Origin of the sequence: Paenibacillus sp. FSL R7-0331 (assembly GCF_000758645.1) — a bacterium.
Classification (GTDB): Bacteria; Bacillota; Bacilli; order Paenibacillales; family Paenibacillaceae; genus Paenibacillus_AQ; species Paenibacillus_AQ camerounensis.
The window spans coordinates 200,957-218,275 of sequence record NZ_CP009284.1 but is presented as its reverse complement, the minus strand read 5'-3'; the positions used below and the strand labels follow the sequence as shown (position 1 = coordinate 218,275).

Sequence of the window (17,319 nt, the reverse complement as noted above, 5' to 3'; positions counted from 1 at the left end):
CTTGAGTTGCAGTTAGACGCTGTACGCCGCCGCCATCAGTTAGGCTGCTGCACAATACACAATCAGCCTGCCCTTAACCGGCTATACTTCCAGATCCAGCACCAGCACACTGACCGAGTTCGCCGGCAGCTTCAGAACCACCGGATTGCCGTCTACGGTGAGCTGCTGCTCCTGAGGTATGATCCGCTCATTATTCTTCTGATTCACATTAGGCACATGAACCAGCGCGGCATCGCCGGTCAGGGTAATCAGCTTCGCCGCTGCTTTTACGTTCAGATTCTGCAGCTGCAGCGCGGTTGCTTTTGTCACAGCATCCGGGTTGACCAGCTTCACATACACATGCTCTGCATCTTTAGTTACCGAGTTGAACACCTCGCTGTTGTAGGCCTCCAGCTTGTAATCCAGCACTCTGCTGCCTGTCTTCCCGTCTGTATACGAACAGATCAGCCTGCTGCCGTCCGCGCCGCCATAGTTCACTGTAATCGTGTAGTCTGTGTTGTCCTCAATCTCTTCATAGCATGCCGCCCGCAGATTGCCAGCCGCCGTGCTGGAGGAGTAATCGCCAAGCGTGTAAGCCTCTACGCCCTGCTTGAACACCTTAAGACCCGTAGCGTTTCCGCCGTAGCCGACAGCATACTCCAGAACATTCTTTGTCTCCGCAGCAATATCTGTCAAACCCACACCCACATAGAAGCCATCTTCACCTTGTCTCCGGGATGCCTTGACCTCTACAGTATAATCTGTCCAGCTGTCATCCAGGAAATAGAGCCCGCTGCGGCCGCTGCTCTGCCCCTTCAGCAACAGACCTTCGCCGCCCGGCACTACATGCTCCGCCGAACCGGGGATGATCTGCCAGCCGGGGTGAAGCTCCCCGGTGAAGTCCTGCTCAAGCAGCACACTTCCGTCCTTATTCGAGGTTACCTTGGCCTCTTTTACCAGAATATCCGCGCTGCCCGCAGCAATTTCAATCCCGCCATGCGGAACAAGCGGAGCCGGTTTGCCTTTGGAATAGGCTGAGAAGGAGGTCGCAAGCACCTTAGTGCCCAGATATCTGGCGTACAGCTGCTGCACATAATAGTTCGGCGTGAACCAGACGGTCTCATCGTCAAACCAGATACAGTCCGGGGTCCAGCGGTAGGTTCCGTCGGTTAGCACTTTATTGAACAAAGGCGCATAAGCGGCCAGCCGCACAACGTCAGCATTATTCTCGAACCCGGTCATTACTGCAGCTTCGGCAACTGCGCCGGCCAGTGTATTTTTATCCGTGGAAGCATATTCCCCAACGAATACCTTAGAGGTTGCTGTCCAGTCTATGCTGCCGTCCGCCTGATACGCCCGGTAGTAATAGTTATAGCGGTCAGCATTCTTAAGCAGATATTCATTGGAACGGTAGTAATGCTCATCCGCAATGGTATCCATATAGTCCGGCTGATTCCGGTACCAGGTCACCGTTTCTTCGATAACATTATGGCCGTCGGCAAAAGCCACCTCCGCCGTGCCGCGCAGATTGCCGCTGAGGAATTTCCAGCCCTGCTGATAGGCATCATCGTCCGCCTGGGCGCCGACTGTCGAGATAATATGCAGCTCATAGCCAGGATAATGCTGCTCCATATATGCATCAATAGCCGCCTTGAACACCTCAAAGTTAGCAAAAAACTCCGTGCCCCAGTTCTCATTCCCGACGCCCAGATAACGCAGGTCAAACGGTGCCTCATGCCCCATCGTTCTCCGCATTGCAGCCCATTCATTCTGCTCAAAATCCATGCTGAGCGCAAAGTCGATCAGATCGGTAAAGTTCTTAATATAATAGTCACGCAGCTCCCCGCCAGCCGGGTGGGCGTAGTCTGACCGGGCCTGACAGAGCACACCGCAAGCCATCACCGGAAGCGGAACCGCATTCAGATCCTCTGCCAGCTGAAAATATTCCATATAGCCAAGGCCCATAGTCATCATGTAGCCCCAGACGTTAAAATTCTCCTTACGCAGCTCCACGCTGCCGACGGAGTCCTTCCAGTCATAGACATTATCCCAGATGAAGGAGCCCTCGGAAATACAGCCGCCCGGAAATCGCAGGAATTTGGGATGCATGTCCGCGAGCGCGTTCACGAGGTCTTTTCTTAGCCTGTAGTTAGGGTTACCTAAGTAATTGGCATGAGCGGTCTGCGAGCGGTCTTCTTCCCCGGCCCCCCATACCTCACGCGGCATTAGCGAGACCATATCGATGGAAATTTCACCGCTGAAGACCAGCTCCAGCTGAGCTAATACAGTAGCTGTTCCTGTCAGCACAACTTCCGGCTGGACTCCATACTTCTTCCAGGTGCTCCCGCCTTCCACCGTTACACTAACCGCATCACTGACCGGCCTTCCCTCGGCATCCTGCAGCTGCAGCGCAATCGTCCCGCCAGCCTCCGACTTGGCCCAGACGGTAAAATCGTATTGGCCGCCCTGCTTAACCGCCATGGCACAATACCCGTTCGAGTCGGCAAAGCCGCGGTTACAGATGACCGCTCCGTCTGCTACTGTCACATAAGTGGCGTTCACGTCCTGATCGGTGAGGCCAAAAAATTCATTTAAGCCGCCCTGCTGCTGTGGCGCCATTTTGTCCGTATCTCCAGACCAGGCGAACAGCGGATCACGGTTCCTTCCGGTCGAGCAGCCGCATTCGCCGGAGACCTGCGAATATGTATCAAAGGCAAAAGACTCAAACGAACGGTTCTGCACCAGCTCGGCATAAATGCCGCCGTCAGCCGCATTGTTGATGTCCTCATAAAATAATCCGTACATCACCTCACTGACATCCAGCACCTCACGGTCACCGTGGATCGTCAGCGTGTAGGGGGGCAGATGCTCCGGCAGCACGGAGAGCTCAAAGCTTTTGCGGACGGATACAGCTCCTTTGCTCAGCACCGCTGTTAGTGTTACCGCTTCAGCGCTGTCCATCTGCCGGATTGCGCCCTGTTCAGACAGAACCTCAGGCTTGTCCGATGTCCAGGCGACCTCTACGTTTCCGCCCATCAGCGCTGCCGGCAAGGACAGATCCTGCGTAACAATGGCAGTCGGCAGCGACAAATATTTGTCTGCTGCCAGCTGCACGATCTCGTCATCCGTCAGTGACTCGCACATCACCTCAATGACCTCATCCGCCGACAGACCGGCTGCGTAGATCCGCAGATCGGACAACGCCCCGGCAAAATCGGAATCCACTGTATACTGGGAACGTCCGATAAAATTCCTGCTGTAGTTATCCGGATCGGTAAAGGTATCGAACCATTTACGCAGCTGGGCGTAATTGCCGCTTGCCGTCTGGCTGATCAAGCCGTCGGCCGCCGCCTCACCGTTCACATAGACAACCGGACCTGCGCTGCTCAGCGTTCCGCCCTGTGTTCCGGTAATGGACAGGGCAAAATGAATCCACTCCCCGTTCGCAAAGCCCCTCCCCGGATCAGCCGACAAGTCGCCTCCGGCCGTAAGCGTACCGCGTAAGCCCCGGGTCAGGAACAGATACGGCCCGGCTTCGCTTTTGCCAAAATCAAAGATGCGCTCCCATACATTCGTCCCCTTGCTGAAATTCACCCAGGCAGACACCGTCAGGCCGTTGTTGTCGCTTACATCTGTAAGCAGGCCGGCAGGCAGCTGAATGTAGGAAGTGCCGCTTGGCCCGCCTGCGAAGCTGGCAGCTGTCCTTCCCGCCACCTCGCATACAACTGGTACTGTTTTGCCGGAAGCCGTGCCTTCCCGTTCATGTCCTGAGCTGTCTTTACCGGCATTTGTTGTATCATCGAACTTATAATGGGCAATAAGCTGATCACGAAAACCCTTCATTGTTGTCTCACCCTACCTTTATTTAATATAAATATAAATTAATTCATAAAAATAAGTACTATAATGCTATACTACTCTATCCTGCGCCCATTTCTCAACTGTTATTTGCTGACGATGATATGCTGCATAGCCGACTCCCTGCAAAAATCCAGGCGCTCATAGAGGCAGATTGCCGCCGGGTTATTTTCACTGACCACCAGCTTCATGCTGTTAAACTGCCTCTTCCTGTAGGTTTCAGCGAGAAAGCCGATAATCTGCCTGCCGGTTCCCCTGCCTCTTGCTCCGGGAGTCACACCTAAGTATTGCAAATGGATTGTAGAGGTAATTCCGTTCCTGCGGACTATCGCATAGCCTGTGAAGCACCCTTCATCCAGAATGGAGTAGAGGTCATATTCACTGTGAGGACTGCGTTTCAGTTCTGCTGCAATGTCCTCTTTAGTCAAAATCGCATCTGGAAAGGCGGCATCATGCAAACCGTTAAGCAGTTCCAGTAATCCGGACTCGGAGCCGGTCATGGTGATATAGGATAAGCTGCTGTTGTGTACCGAAGGAAAGCAGACGTTAAGATCAGCGGCGTAATGATAATGCCCGGTCTCTTTGAGCACGCTGAAAGCATCCGAGGCATCCAGGACATCCAGAAAGGGCCGGTTCTCTCCGCTCACAAAAAAGTGGATATACCGGGTAGCCTGTTCACTGGCGGCCGTCTGCAAACCATCCAGCAGCTGCCTGATCCTGCCCGTATCATTGTCCCTGCTGAACGGTCCCCACACCTCTATATCGCACTGCCCGTCCTCCCCGGACTCATAAATATCCAGCAGCACCGCTGCGCTAATCTCATCCCCTTCATACAAAAGAACGCTGCTCTCCTTCAGCCCCTCCTCCAGATCATCCACTATATCCGCCAGGGTGCTCCCCGCATATCCGCACTTCTGAATCCCCGTATTGTTCCTGTAAATAAACGCCGCCAGCTGCTGCACATCAACCATTTGCCCATCCTCCTTGGCTGAATCATCCGGAATTTCCTCATCAGGTGGTTTCCTTTTTTTATTTTCAGTTGAAGTATAAGGGAATTCAATGACCCAATTCACTTACAGAGCAGCTCCGAAAAAAAGATCACAGGCACATATACATCCGCACAAGCCGTATCCAAATCCCTGTGTACTATAGTAGTAAACAGGAAGGCGAGGTGATCCTTGATGGGAAATTCGGCAAAGGTCCGCAGGCAGGCCAAGCAGTTAAAGGGCCGCAGGGTCTGCATTACGCTGCATGACGGACGGACGTATGTGGGATGGATAACCGGCTGTGAAAAAGAGGCGGTGGTCCTCTCCGTCGCACCGCGCGCCCGTAAAAAAGCGGGAAGAGCCTCCACTGCCCGTACCAGGCAGGCGGAGGTGTCCGCATTTATGCCGCTGCTCGGGCCGCTGCTGGGCGGTCTGGGCGGGGCAGGCGGCGGAGCTGCAGGACTCGGCGGGCTGATGGGCGGCGGAATGGGCGGACTGCTGGGCGGAGGCTTACGCTTCTTCGGCATGGTCCGCAGGGCGATGCCGGTTATGAAGATGGGCTACGGCATGATTAAGCAGATCCGGCCGTTTATGACCGGGCTGCAGGGCTTAATGAATAAGGAATAACCGCCGCAGGCGGACACAACCCCAACAAGGAGAGGCGCACCTGCGCTTCTCCTTTCTATAAGAAATCCCTGTTCCCGTTAACTTATTTAAATATTTTATTATTTACATCCATTTCATAATTAGTATATTAATAGTATGTCAATGCGGACTATTATACATAAATTGCTGTCTATACTTAGGAAGCAGGAGGAATACATTATGGGCATCACCGGAAGACAAAAGCGGGGCAAGACCTATCTGAATAAAAGAGTCTGCGGATTATGGCTGATCTGGGTGGCCGCTATCCTGTTTGCGGGGCTGCTTGCGGGCGGAACGCAGCTGATCTCCATGCCTGTGTTCTCATTGGGATATATGGCCGGAATATTTGGAATATTAACCAACAAAACAGTAAACCGCAGACTATCCTACGGCCCGCAAACTGCTTTTCAAGGCAAGATGACGATCTATTCGATTATCCTCATGTTTATATTAATGGTGTCTGTCGGCGGGCCTCACTTTGGAGACGGCAATTACCGGATGGTCTGGCTGGGCGCATTCCTGGCGATAGGAATTCATTTTGTGCCGATGGCATGGGTGCATGGCCGGTCTATGCTTCTGCTGGCTGTTCTTCTAAGCGCCAATGCCCTGACCGGAATGTTCTGGCCGGAGCTGTCCTTTCACACCCTCGTTTATGCGGATATTGCCATCAAGCTGGCCTGGGGCACAGCACTGCTTATTTCCGGCCGCCCGGCAGCTGCCGGATCTTCTGCAAAATCTGCAGCAATAACCAAATGAACGAAAACCGGACAACGCAAGCATAAGATTAGTTTGTCGTGCGAAACTTTTGAATTCTTATATTTCAAAAAAAAAGACACCCTCAAGGTGTCTTTTTCTGAATGAGCAGCAGTCTTACTTCATATACGTATTGACCAGCTCATAGCTTCTGTCCTTCGTGGTGCTTGCCAGCACAGCCACATATTCCAGCGGCTGCATCGTGCCGCCTTCATATTTAGCTGCTGCTTCCTCCGCTGTTTTATCCCGGTAGGTGATCCATTCCAGCTGCTTCTCCTTGAGACCGGCCATTTCACTCTCGGAGAGCACGCTCTTGAGCGCAGTGTAAACCTCGTTCAAAGCCTTATCCCAACGCTCGTATTCCTTAGTGGCAGCCTCGGTCATGGAGGCCGTTACTCCAGAATCATATTGCTCCTTCAGATCGCTGAGCCCCGCTTCCACAGCATCCAGCTTATCCAGATATTTTTGTTTAACAGAGGAAGCCGCAGGCGTCTGTTCAGCGGCCGGTGTAGCCGCCGGGGCTGTCGTTGCCGCAGCTGCCGTTTCTTCCGGTGCAGCAGTAGCTGGAGCCGTTGCCGCCGGCGCAGCTGTCTCCTGTGCAGCCGGGTCTGAGCCGGCCGGATTGGTATTCTGCTGTGCGTTATTACCGCAGCCGGCCAGAGCGAGACTGCACATTATTGTTGTTAGAAGTATTGCTTTTTTCATGTTGCATTCATCTCCCTTTAAGTTGTGGTCAGGTTGCCAGATCCTAAGCAGCTGTATATCTAAGACGGAACCGGGAGCCGGATAGTTGCTTACTTCTATATTAACCAAAAATAGCAGCAGGCACTCGGCTTCCGCCCGAGTGCCTGCTGCTACTATGCCTGAGAAGGCGCTGCGGCCTTATCCTACACCTGTTTAAATTCGACTGATTCCACCTGCATTCCCGGCTTCACGTGCTCAAGCGTCAGCTCATAGAGCCCTGCTTCCAGCTGCGCCTTGACCAGCTTCAGCTGAATCAGGCGGCCTTCGGTCCCGTTCGTCTGCACGGTTGTAACGGTCCGGCCGTTCAGGTTCAGATTGCAGGCGCTCTGTGCCAGCTCGGTATCCGGAGACTTCACGCGGGCGAACAGCCGGTACACTCCGGCCTGCTCTACGTTCAGGACTACCTTGGCTTCTCCAGCCAGTGTGACCTGTCCTTGTGCAGACAAGGCCTGCGCCTGTTCTGCTGCCAGCGACGGATTGGCGGTAAAGGATTCCACTGCCTCTTCAATGACCTGCTCCCTGGACGAGACCGGCGCCTGCAGGATGAACTCCAGAATGTTAACCGCGCTGCGCTGCAGCTCTCCGCGGGTCAGCGTGCCGTTCGCCAGCGCTTCAATAGTATTGTCGCCGTAAGCATTAGTTTCCGCACCGAAGTTGCTGACAACCATATACAGGTCATTCTGGGCACGGACCATCCAGTTCGTCAGCTTGCGGTCTGCCGGCCCGCCCTCTGCACAATCGTTCATCACTGCCCACCAGTCGGTCATCACGATGCCCCTGAAGCCCCACTCACCGCGGAGAATAGTTGTATTCAGGTCATAATTGGAGGCCGCCCAATGTCCGTTGACCGGGTTATAGGAGGTCATTATCGAGTTCGCCCCGCCCTCCTTAACCGCAATCTCAAAGCCCTTCAGGTATATCTCGCGCAGAGCGCGCTCTGATACAACCGCATCAACCTTGCTGCGGTACTTTTCCTGGTTATTGCAGGCAAAATGCTTCAGCGTCGCACTTGATCCGCCCTTACGGATCCCGCGTGTGCAGGCTGCGGCGAACACGCCGGAGACCAGCGGATCTTCAGAGAAATACTCGAAGTTGCGCCCGTTCAGCGGACTGCGGCGGATGTTGAGGCCTGGACCCAGCAGCGTGTCAATGTTGTTACGCAGCAGCTCCTGACCTTCCATCACATACAGCTCTTCTACCAGATCCGCATTCCAGGTTGCCGCAAGCAGTGTTCCGATGGCGACCTGGGTCGCCTTCTGTCCGCTGTCCATCCGGATGCCGGACGGGCCGTCTGACGTACAAGCCACCGGAATACCGTAGCTGTACAGTGAATCGGTTACCCCGCCAAAGGCCGAAGCCGTTCCCGGCGTAACAAGCGGACTGCTCATCCCTTCCCCTCTAACCAGTGCCGCCAGATCCTCATCACTGAGCTGGGCAATGAACGCCGCCAGGCTGACCTTGCCCTCCTGCACATCGCGCAGCTTATAGCCCCGGTCGCCAGTCTGCTCCAGACCTTGCGGCAGGTTCTGCTCAATCCGCGCAGCCAGATCAACCTTCCGCTTCGGCGCTTCAACGTAAGTCAGTTCATATGAACCGTCTGCCCGACGGGCGCCCGGCACGATTCTGGTGAAGCTCTCTGAAGGTGCCAGCGCCTCCTGCAGCTGCTCCACTACTTCGAGCGCTTCCACGATATAACCTTCTTGTCCTTCAAAAGCGATCGCCTGAGCGTTCCTCACGCTGGTTCCCGCATATAGACGGTACGTTCCTGCTTCCAGCACATAAGCGGAAGGATGCCCTGTTACACCGGCGTCATCATAGGAAGCCATAGTCTGCAGCTCGAAGCCCAGTGCAATGGTCTCTGATTCACCCGGATACAGCACTCCGGTCTTTGCGAAGGCTGCCAGCGCTTTGACCGGCTGGCCCAGCTTGCCCTGCGGCGCTTCGTAGTACGCCTGTACAACTTCTTTCCCGGCATAGGTACTGCCTGTATTGGTTACGGTTACGTCAATCCACGCATAGGTCTTCTCGTCCTTGGTATACAGCCTAGCTTCACCCGGCTCTACACTAAACGTGGTATAGGACAGCCCGTAGCCGAATTCGAACTGGACCTTGTCCGGACAAAACGTCTCGAAATACCGGTAGCCCACATAGATATCTTCCTGGTATACATTCTTGAACTCATTACCGTAGTTGACTGTCGACGGATAATCATCAATGGAATAAGCAATGGTATCAGTCAGCTTGCCGCTAGGCGTAACCTCTCCAACCAGCACATCGGCAACCGCATTACCGCCTTCCATTCCGCCCTGCCAGGAGTAGAGCACACCGGCAACCGGGTTGACATGGCTCTCGTCGTTCAGCCAGCTCATATCAATAATATTCGATACGTTCAGCACAACAACCGTCTGCTCAAAGGAGGCTGTCACCTGCTTCAGCATCGTCTTCTCATCTGCAGTCAGCTGGTAGCTTCCCGCCGCATCGGCGTTGTCCTGATCTTCTCCGGCTGTGCGCCCGATAACAACAATAGCCTTGTCCGACCGGCTTCTGGCCTGCTTCACCAGCTCATCGGTCAGCGGCATCTCCTTCTGATGCCAAGGCTCGGCCGCCCAGCCGCCCCCGCCGTTGTCGAACGGATTCTGCTGAATCCACTCTTCATATATAGCCGCCAGCTCTTCATTGACCTTAATATTCTGTTTGCTGCGCAGCCCGTCCAGCAGATTGGTTGTATATGCTACATTCACACTGCCGCCGGAGCCCGTACCGCTGCGGTAGTAATTCACCTGGGTTCTGCCAAAAACTGAAGCGGTTTCGTTTTCACGGAACGGCAGTACATTTCCTTCATTTTTCAGCAAAACTGCACCTTCTGCAGCCACTATTCTGCTGAATTCAGCAAAGCCCTCTAATGGAACGCCAATCTTATCTGTGCTCAAGTGTGCTTCCTCCCGTTTATCATATCTATATCTCTTGCAGACTCTAACCTTACTATAAAGAATACCCTTACAAGAATCAAAGGTTTGATCTTATTTAATAACGTTTTCTGCAAAAAAAACAGCCTTTCCAGTCCTCTATGACCCGAAAGGCGGATAAACAGGAATACCGCCGTCTTGTCAGGCCAAGCATTAGCCCGGCCGGAATAAATACGATTAGAGCCTGCGTCTGCTGTCTGCAGCAGCTCTGTTCAAGTGTGCCTGGTCCAGCAGCTGATCCCGCTAATTGTGCCGGAACTGCCGGTATCAGGGTTCTGATTCTGCAGCTGCAGCGAGAGGCGGTCCGGCGCAAGACTCAGCCGGAAGAGCTGCTCCAGATGATGAATCCCCGGCTTGTTATTCCCCTCCTGATAGATTGCTCCGGCCACAACAGCAGCCACGCGGGCGGTAATTTCAGCTTCCTTCAGCCCCTGAATAACATATTCGGAGCGGGCCGCAGCTCCGTCCTTCAAGCCGGCGGCCTCTATCTTGACGGCATAACGCTCTGTACCCCAGCGGACACGTCCGAATGAGGCTATGGCGAGATTCCGCAGCCGCCTGCCCTTCAGCAGCCGGAGTGCCCCGAGCTTCTGCAGCAATGCAATGCCTGCCGTGGCGGCTCTTGAATCAAAGCAAAGCCTGGTTGAGACAGTCGGGATACCCAAAGTCCGGGCCAGTGTCTGCTGGTCCGCGAACGGGAAGCGGTAAGCCCTGCGGCGGCCGAGATCCGCGCCCCAATCCGTCAGCAGGCCGTCCGTATAGCTGTCCACCCTGGTGTTCCGGCCTTCCTGCATCACCTCAAACTGTGCCGGCAGGTTGTCCACCGTCCATTCAATGGCTGCCTGTCCATGACTGTCGCCGAGCCCCAGCAGAATACCGATATCCAGCTGCTTCACCTCGTCCATGGAACGGACGGCTTCGCCCGCCAGCAGGTTCGTCAGCCCGGGCGCCAGCCCGACGCTCATAACTGCAGCAGCATTATAGCGGCTGCCCGGGTTAAGCTGCGCCATTTGCCGAAAAAATTCAATATTTGCGGTAATATCAATGTAATGAATTCCCTCCCGGATACAGGCCTCAGCAAAGGAGGTATCCTGCTGGTCCAGACACATCACGATAAGCTTCACCTTACGCAGCTGCTGTGCAGGGAAAGCCTCAGCCGCATCGATCCGCATGGGCTTCACCCGTCCTCCGGTGCTTTCGCTGAACTGCTCCGCACGCGCGGCATTGCGGCCCGCGGCATAGACTGCCCCCGGAAATCTTTCACTCAGCAGCGTGCAGATCTGGCCTCCTACATGGCCGTACCCGCCGATTACAACAATCTCTGTCCTCATCCCATTGTGCTCCTTATACCCGAATGTGTATTTAATCCGCTTCTCCATACTATGCGATTCTCCCTAAACCTCAGGGCTGCCTGACTGCTGTCCATCCATTAATAAGAAAAGAGCCGAAGAAGCCGGATAGCTGCGTGAAGCCGGCCTGCTTCAGCAGCAGCTCCATTTCCGCCGCCTGAAGCGGATGGGAAGTCACTCCGAAGGAAGCCGCGAACTGCTCCCAGTCGCCCAGCTCTACGCCCCCCTGCAGCATATGCACCTTCCAGCCGGCCATCTGCAGCTGCCAGGCCTGTGAAGCAGGGTCGCCATTAATGGCTGAGATAAACAATGGGGCACCGGGTTTCAGCCGGGCGGCAATAGCCTTCAGAAGCGCGAGCTTACTCTCCCGTCCCTGTACAAAATGCAGCACCAGCATGCAGGTTGCCGCATCATATTGCCCGCCGCTGCTCCAGGAGCAGAGGTCCGCATGATGCAGCTGCACCCGGTCCGTAAGTCCGGCTGCAGCAATCCGCTGTCCGGCAGCCTCCAGCATGCCGGCGGACGTATCCAGGCCGCAGAACCGCCAGTCCGGATGGCTTGCGCCCAGTGTAATGATCTCCTGGCCGCCGCCCGCGCCGACGACCAGCAGTTCAGGACGCTCCTGCTTATCCAGCAGTGCTGTAAGCAGCTTATCTATCAGCTCATACTGCAGCTGGTAGCCGGGTATTTTGCGGCTGATATTACGTGTGTACCGGTCCGGGTCCGCCTGCTCCCATGGATTAGCGGTTACGTTCTTGCCGTCCTTCATAGAATCTCCTCCATTTGATGATCTGCTCCGATCAGCTATAATTAGAACTATTCTTTATTATCCGGGCCGCCGGCGTGTCAGACCATCCCAGATCTATGGGATTTATAGCGTCGATCAGGAAGAATCATTCACATACAACGAAAGGGACGGACTATGAAAGAGGCATTTGCCGCATTAACGAAACTTCTGCAGGGACTGGATCAGGAGCAGAAGCTGTCTTCCCTCATGTACCGGGAAATCATGCTGACGCGGATTAGAACAGCTCTCGGCTTCGATGCCGCCTGCTGCACAACCGTCGATCCGTCCACCTTGCTGACTACAGGCGCTGTTACCGAGCAGGGGCTGGAGTCCATTCACGGCTCCCTTCTCGACAATGAATATTTGCAGGATGACTATAACAAGTTCACTGAGCTGGCCCGGTCTGCCGCGCCTGTGCGGTCATTACGGGAAGCCACAGCCGGACGGCCGGAGCTGAGCCGGCGTTACCGCGGGGTGCTGCAGCCTGCGGGATTCGCAGACGAGCTCCGGGCCGCGCTAACGGCAGGAGGAGCCTGCTGGGGCTTCCTGATTCTGTTCCGCAGAGAGGGGCATAGGCCCTTTCAGCCGGAGGAGCTGCAATTAATCAGCAGCATTGCGCCGCTGATTGCCGGCCGTCTGAAGGCTATGTCACTAAGCCCTGCCTCTCAGACTGGCTCCGGTGTCCAGCCGGAGGAGGGAATTATTATCCTGGATGACCGGCTGGAGCCGGTAAGCCTTAATACGGGGGGACGCTACTGGCTGGAGCAGCTGCAGCAGATGGAACAGCAGCCGAAGCCCGGCCTGCCCGGTCCGGTCAGAGCGGTCTGCCTTAGGGCGCTCGGCGGGAGTTCGCCAGGCGGGGGTATTCCAGCCGAGAGTATGCCGGATGGGGAGCAGCCTGCTGTTAACGGACTGACGCACGAAGCGCAGCCTGCCACCGGCAACTCTTCAGCGGCAAAGCTGCGCTTCCGCGCTCTGGATGGCCGCTTCATGAACGTCACAGCCAGCAGACTGGAAGGCCCGTCCGGTCTGGTCCAGCTGGCCGTATCCATTACGGCAGCCAAGGCAGCTGATCTGCAGCCCCTGATTACTGAAGCCTACGGCTTTACGGACCGCGAGAAGGAGATTATCAGCCAGCTGTCCATGGGGCGGTCAACCAAAGAGCTCGCGCAGCTTCTGCATATTTCCGCCTACACGGTGCAGGATCATCTGAAGTCGATCTTCGCTAAAGCTGGGGTCAGCAGCCGCCGGGAGCTCATCTGGCTGCTCTACTCCAAATACCAATAATCCGGTATGCGCTGTTAACAACACAAAAGACGCCCGCAGGTAAGCCGTAGGACGGCTGCTTGGGGCGCCTTTTGTGGATTATCCGGACAAATATGCAAAAAAAGAAACCCCTCTTAGATAATCCGGAAGCCGGCCAGACTGTTGCCAGCCTATTTAAAGGAGAGGTTTGCTTGCTGATGATTCTTAATAAGTAAACGCCATACGGCCATGTCCTGATGAAGGTGCTTTTAACGGAACGCCTGAACAGTACCCGGACCTGCAACAACGTTTTATTTGCGCCTGGTCGCCTTCATCATCCGGTTGTACATAATCAGTGCAGCAATAATCATCGCAATCATCGCAATGCTGCCAGCCGACTCCTCTGTCATGCCGAACAACAGGCAGACTGTAGTTACCAGTGATCTCGTCACGAAGACAACCAGAATCAGCATAATCGGCCGCCAAATATTATATTTCCTCATTCCCGCAACACTCCCATTCTAATTTTAATCAAGCTCATTTTCTCTCTGTTAGTTGCTATTATAGCATAAGCAGGAATGCGGTTACATTTCACAGTCTCCTTATGTGCTAAAATCATCCCCGGTATTCCGAAAATAACGGCAGCTCAGTCCGTTAGAACTGTGCCGCAGGCTTTTTGCGAGTCATTATTTGGATTTTGACAGGAACATTTGTTCGGTATATACTTTCTTCAGGAGGAGTGTGTACCGATGGATATGATGGAGAAGCTAGAAATTTTGACAGAATCAGCCAAATATGATGTCGCCTGCACCTCAAGCGGCTCCAAGCGCTCCGGCCAGCCCGGAAGCCTCGGAAATGCGGTCAGCTTTGGAATCTGCCACAGCTTTGCCGCGGATGGACGCTGCATTTCGCTGCTTAAGGTGCTGATGACCAACGGCTGCATTTATGACTGCGCCTATTGCATTAACCGTAAGTCTAACCCTGTCCGGCGGGCTGCCTTTACTCCGCAGGAGATCGCCGATATTACCATGCAGTTCTACCGCCGCAATTATATAGAGGGGCTGTTCCTCAGCTCCGGTATTATGCGCAGCCCCGACTATACGACCGAGCAGCTGATTGCCGCGCTTGAGCTGCTGCGCAATGAGTATAAGTTCCGCGGTTATATTCATGTAAAAGCCATTCCCGGCGCAGATGACGCCCTGCTGTCCCGGCTGGGTATGCTCGCTGACCGCATGAGCGTCAACATTGAGCTGCCCTCCCAGGAGAGCCTGCAACGGCTGGCTCCGGACAAGAGCAAGCAGTCCATCCTGCAGCCGATGAACCTGATTAAGAACAAGATTACCGAGAACAGTACGGAGCTCGTTAAATATAGACATGCACCGCGCTTCGCACCTGCGGGCCAGAGCACCCAGATGATCATCGGCGCCACGCCGGATACCGATTACCAGATTCTGAACCTTACAGAGGGGCTGTATAAGAAATACAAGCTCAAGCGGATCTTCTATTCAGCCTATACCCCGGTAGTTGAAGACTCCCTGCTGCCCTCGCTGGATACCAAGCCGCCGCTGCTGCGCGAGCACCGGCTGTATCAGGCGGACTGGCTGCTGCGCTTCTACGGCTTCGAGGCCAAGGAGCTGCTCGACGAGGCCGCGCCCAACTTTAACCCCCTGCTCGATCCGAAATGCAGCTGGGCAATCAATCACCGGGAGCAGTTCCCGGTGGAGGTTAACCGCGCTCCGTATGAGATGCTGCTGCGCGTGCCCGGCATCGGTGTAAGAAGCGCCCAGCGGATCATCAAGGCCCGCCGGGCCGGAACGCTCGACTTCCATGCGCTGAAGAAGCTCGGCGTTGTGCTCAAGCGCGCCCAGTTCTTCATTACCTGCAAAGGCCGGCCGCTGGAAGGACTTAAGGTTGGCGAGCACACGCTGCTCCGCTCGCTGATGTCCGGGCAGGAGCTGGCCAAGTTCCAGCAGCCGGAGATCGAGCAGCTCTCCTTCTTCGACGACAGCTATCTGGCCGCGCTGCCGGAAGCAGGGCGGGCCGCATCCTTCAGCTACGGAGGCTAAACGCCATGTTTAAGACGACCTCCCTGGCTTATTCCTATGACGGCAGCTTTGAAGGGCTGCTGTGCTGTGTGTTCGAGAGCTACCAGTGGAAGGAAACCCCGCTGGCCATCCATTCAGAAGGCAGCGGACAAGGACTGCTGCTGGAATCCAAATGGATCGAGACTGACAGCATTAAGGCAGACCGGGTGCTGCGCTCCATTCCGCTGAAGATATCCCGTGAAGCGCAGGAGCTGGTCCGCCTCGGCTTCTGGTCTGCTGTACCAGACAAAGAGATGCTGCTGCTGAATTTTCTTTATCTGGGCTTTACCCACGGCAGTGCGGTCATGAATATGCTGGCTGACGATACGGTCTGCGCCCTGAACAAAGCAGTCCGGCTGCTCCGCCGGGAGGGCCATCACTATCTTGGCTTCGTCCGGTTCAGCGTATACGGCCCTGTCATGGCTGCGGTCATAGAACCGCAGAGCTACATCCTGCCCGTTATTGAGGACCATTTCTGCGACAGATTTCAGAGTGAGAGCTTTATGATCTACGACCGCACCCACAGGGTAGCGCTGATCCATCAGCCGGGCCGGCACGCCATTGTGCCGCTTGATGAATGGGCTGCGCCGCAGCCGGATGAGACAGAAGCTGCCTACCGCAGCTTGTGGCAGAGCTTTTATCATGCCATTGGCATCAAGCAGCGCCGGAACGACCGGCAGCGCGCCTCCATGATGCCGAAGCGCTACTGGAAGCACCTGCCGGAGATGACCGGTATTCCGGCAGCCCGGCCGGTACAGACTGCCCGGCAGCAGAAAGCCCCGCGCCGGATGAGGAACCCGAAGCCGCGTGAACTGCAGTAAAAAGTGCCTTCCCCGTTCATTAGGGAAGGCACTCTTGTTCAGCTACAGCTCTTTCTGCATCTGGTTCAGCCGGGTTTCACAGCATATTGTATATGACCTAAAAAAGCACCCCGCAGGGTGCTCTATTCCTGTTATGAAGCTAATTTACATCTCTTCGTACGCGGCCGGGTTCTGCTCCCAGAGCCGCCCGTCCGGTTTGCTCATGCCTGAGATGACGCTCATCTCATCCTCTGACAGCTCAAAATCAAAAATCTCAAGGTTCTCCTTCTGATGCTCCGCCGAGCCGGTCCGCGGGATCGGAACCGCACCCAGCTGGATATGCCAGCGTAGAATCGCCTGGGTTGGTGTTTTGCCATGGGCAGCCGCGATGGCTGCAATCTGTTCATTCTTCAGCATGCTGTGGCCGCGTCCAAGCGGGCTCCAGGACTCCGTTATAATACCGTGCCCGGCATCCTTTGCACGCTGCAGCTCCTGATTGAACAGCGGATGCAGCTCCACCTGGTTGATGCTCGGCGCTACTCCGGTCTCTTTTATAATGCGCTCGTTATGCTCCGGCAGGAAATTGCAGACCCCGATCGAACGGACAAGCCCGCGCTTCTTCGCCTCAATCATTGCCTGCCAGGCCTCCACATATTTATCTGTCTTCGGATTAGGCCAGTGGATCAGGTACAGATCGTAATAATCAAGGCCCGCTCTATATAAGGACTCCTCAATCGTCTCAAGTGCCTCTTTATAGGCATGATGGCGCCCCGGAAGCTTCGAAGTAATCCGCAGCTCTTCCCTCGGCAATCCGCTCTTACGGACAGCCTGTCCGACCGCCCCTTCATTCTCATAATTAAAGGCTGAGTCAATCAGCCGGTAACCTGCCTCAATGGCTCCGGTCATTGCCTTCACTCCATCTGCGCCTTTCAGAAAGGCCGTACCAAAGCCTATAGCGGGAATTTTCAGACCGTCATTCAAAACCTTTTCCGGAATATGCTGGTTCACTTTGTATTACCTCCTTGGCTGGACTGGTTTAACTATTACAGCAAAATGTTGTACACCTTTTTACTATACCCTTCTTTTACCCTCTCTTCCGAAAAAAACACTCAGCCAGGCCGGA

Annotated in this window: 13 protein-coding genes; 5 read left to right on the top strand and 8 right to left on the bottom strand. The window is 55.0% G+C overall.

All coding sequences use genetic code 11. From position 1 onward, the window contains the following. Window positions 1–81 precede the first annotated feature (81 nt). Both R70331_RS01020 and R70331_RS01015 read right to left on the bottom strand, forming a co-directional pair. A complete protein-coding gene (locus R70331_RS01020; protein ID WP_042172082.1) occupies window positions 82–3,822 on the bottom strand; it encodes an alpha-L-arabinofuranosidase C-terminal domain-containing protein in 3,741 nt (1,246 codons plus the stop codon). Window positions 3,823–3,923: 101 nt separating this feature from the next. Then, the gene (locus R70331_RS01015; RefSeq protein WP_042172079.1) at window positions 3,924–4,808 is read right to left on the bottom strand and encodes a GNAT family N-acetyltransferase; all 885 of its coding nucleotides are present in this window, start codon (window positions 4,806–4,808) and stop codon (window positions 3,924–3,926) included. A 210-nt stretch (window positions 4,809–5,018) separates the two neighbouring features. On the opposite strand from R70331_RS01015, the gene R70331_RS01010 reads away from it, so the two are divergent. Both R70331_RS01010 and R70331_RS01005 read left to right on the top strand, forming a co-directional pair. Next, on the top strand, window positions 5,019–5,450 hold the full coding sequence (locus tag R70331_RS01010; protein WP_042172077.1) for a hypothetical protein: 432 nt from the start codon (window positions 5,019–5,021) through the stop codon (window positions 5,448–5,450). 198 nt (window positions 5,451–5,648) lie between these two features. Further along, the gene (locus tag R70331_RS01005) at window positions 5,649–6,224 is read left to right on the top strand and encodes a DUF6609 family protein (protein WP_042172075.1); all 576 of its coding nucleotides are present in this window, start codon (window positions 5,649–5,651) and stop codon (window positions 6,222–6,224) included. Window positions 6,225–6,338: 114 nt separating this feature from the next. On the opposite strand, the gene R70331_RS30205 is transcribed toward R70331_RS01005, so the two are convergent. The 4 genes from R70331_RS30205 to R70331_RS00980 all read right to left on the bottom strand — a co-directional run bounded on the left by R70331_RS30205 (window position 6,339) and on the right by R70331_RS00980 (window position 12,049). Continuing rightward, a complete protein-coding gene (locus R70331_RS30205) occupies window positions 6,339–6,926 on the bottom strand; it encodes a lysozyme inhibitor LprI family protein (RefSeq protein ID WP_052418864.1) in 588 nt (195 codons plus the stop codon). Window positions 6,927–7,108: 182 nt separating this feature from the next. Then, window positions 7,109–9,895, bottom strand: coding sequence for a glycoside hydrolase family 3 protein (locus R70331_RS00990; protein WP_042172073.1), 2,787 nt, complete (start codon window positions 9,893–9,895; stop codon window positions 7,109–7,111). Window positions 9,896–10,143: 248 nt separating this feature from the next. Then, window positions 10,144–11,262 (bottom strand): saccharopine dehydrogenase family protein, encoded by a 1,119-nt coding sequence (locus tag R70331_RS00985; RefSeq protein ID WP_042181970.1) that lies wholly within the window; start codon window positions 11,260–11,262, stop codon window positions 10,144–10,146. A 70-nt stretch (window positions 11,263–11,332) separates the two neighbouring features. Further along, window positions 11,333–12,049 carry a class I SAM-dependent methyltransferase gene (locus R70331_RS00980; protein ID WP_042172071.1) on the bottom strand — a complete coding sequence of 239 codons (717 nt, stop codon included), beginning with the start codon at window positions 12,047–12,049 and terminating at the stop codon, window positions 11,333–11,335. A gap of 153 nt (window positions 12,050–12,202) precedes the next feature. On the opposite strand from R70331_RS00980, the gene R70331_RS00975 reads away from it, so the two are divergent. Next, window positions 12,203–13,354 carry a LuxR C-terminal-related transcriptional regulator gene (locus tag R70331_RS00975; protein ID WP_042172069.1) on the top strand — a complete coding sequence of 384 codons (1,152 nt, stop codon included), beginning with the start codon at window positions 12,203–12,205 and terminating at the stop codon, window positions 13,352–13,354. 269 nt (window positions 13,355–13,623) lie between these two features. On the opposite strand, the gene R70331_RS00970 is transcribed toward R70331_RS00975, so the two are convergent. Next, a complete protein-coding gene (locus tag R70331_RS00970) occupies window positions 13,624–13,815 on the bottom strand; it encodes a hypothetical protein (protein ID WP_042172067.1) in 192 nt (63 codons plus the stop codon). 246 nt (window positions 13,816–14,061) lie between these two features. Here R70331_RS00970 and R70331_RS00965 point away from each other — a divergent pair, with 246 nt between their 5' ends. Continuing rightward, window positions 14,062–15,378, top strand: coding sequence for a putative DNA modification/repair radical SAM protein (locus R70331_RS00965; RefSeq protein WP_042172065.1), 1,317 nt, complete (start codon window positions 14,062–14,064; stop codon window positions 15,376–15,378). Between the two features lie 5 nt (window positions 15,379–15,383). Next, the gene (locus R70331_RS00960) at window positions 15,384–16,217 is read left to right on the top strand and encodes a TIGR03915 family putative DNA repair protein (protein WP_042172063.1); all 834 of its coding nucleotides are present in this window, start codon (window positions 15,384–15,386) and stop codon (window positions 16,215–16,217) included. A gap of 144 nt (window positions 16,218–16,361) precedes the next feature. Here R70331_RS00960 and R70331_RS00955 read toward each other — a convergent pair whose 3' ends face one another. Continuing rightward, entirely contained in the window at window positions 16,362–17,204 is an 843-nt protein-coding gene (locus R70331_RS00955; protein WP_042172060.1) for an aldo/keto reductase, read from the bottom strand. Between the last annotated feature and the right edge of the window lie 115 nt (window positions 17,205–17,319).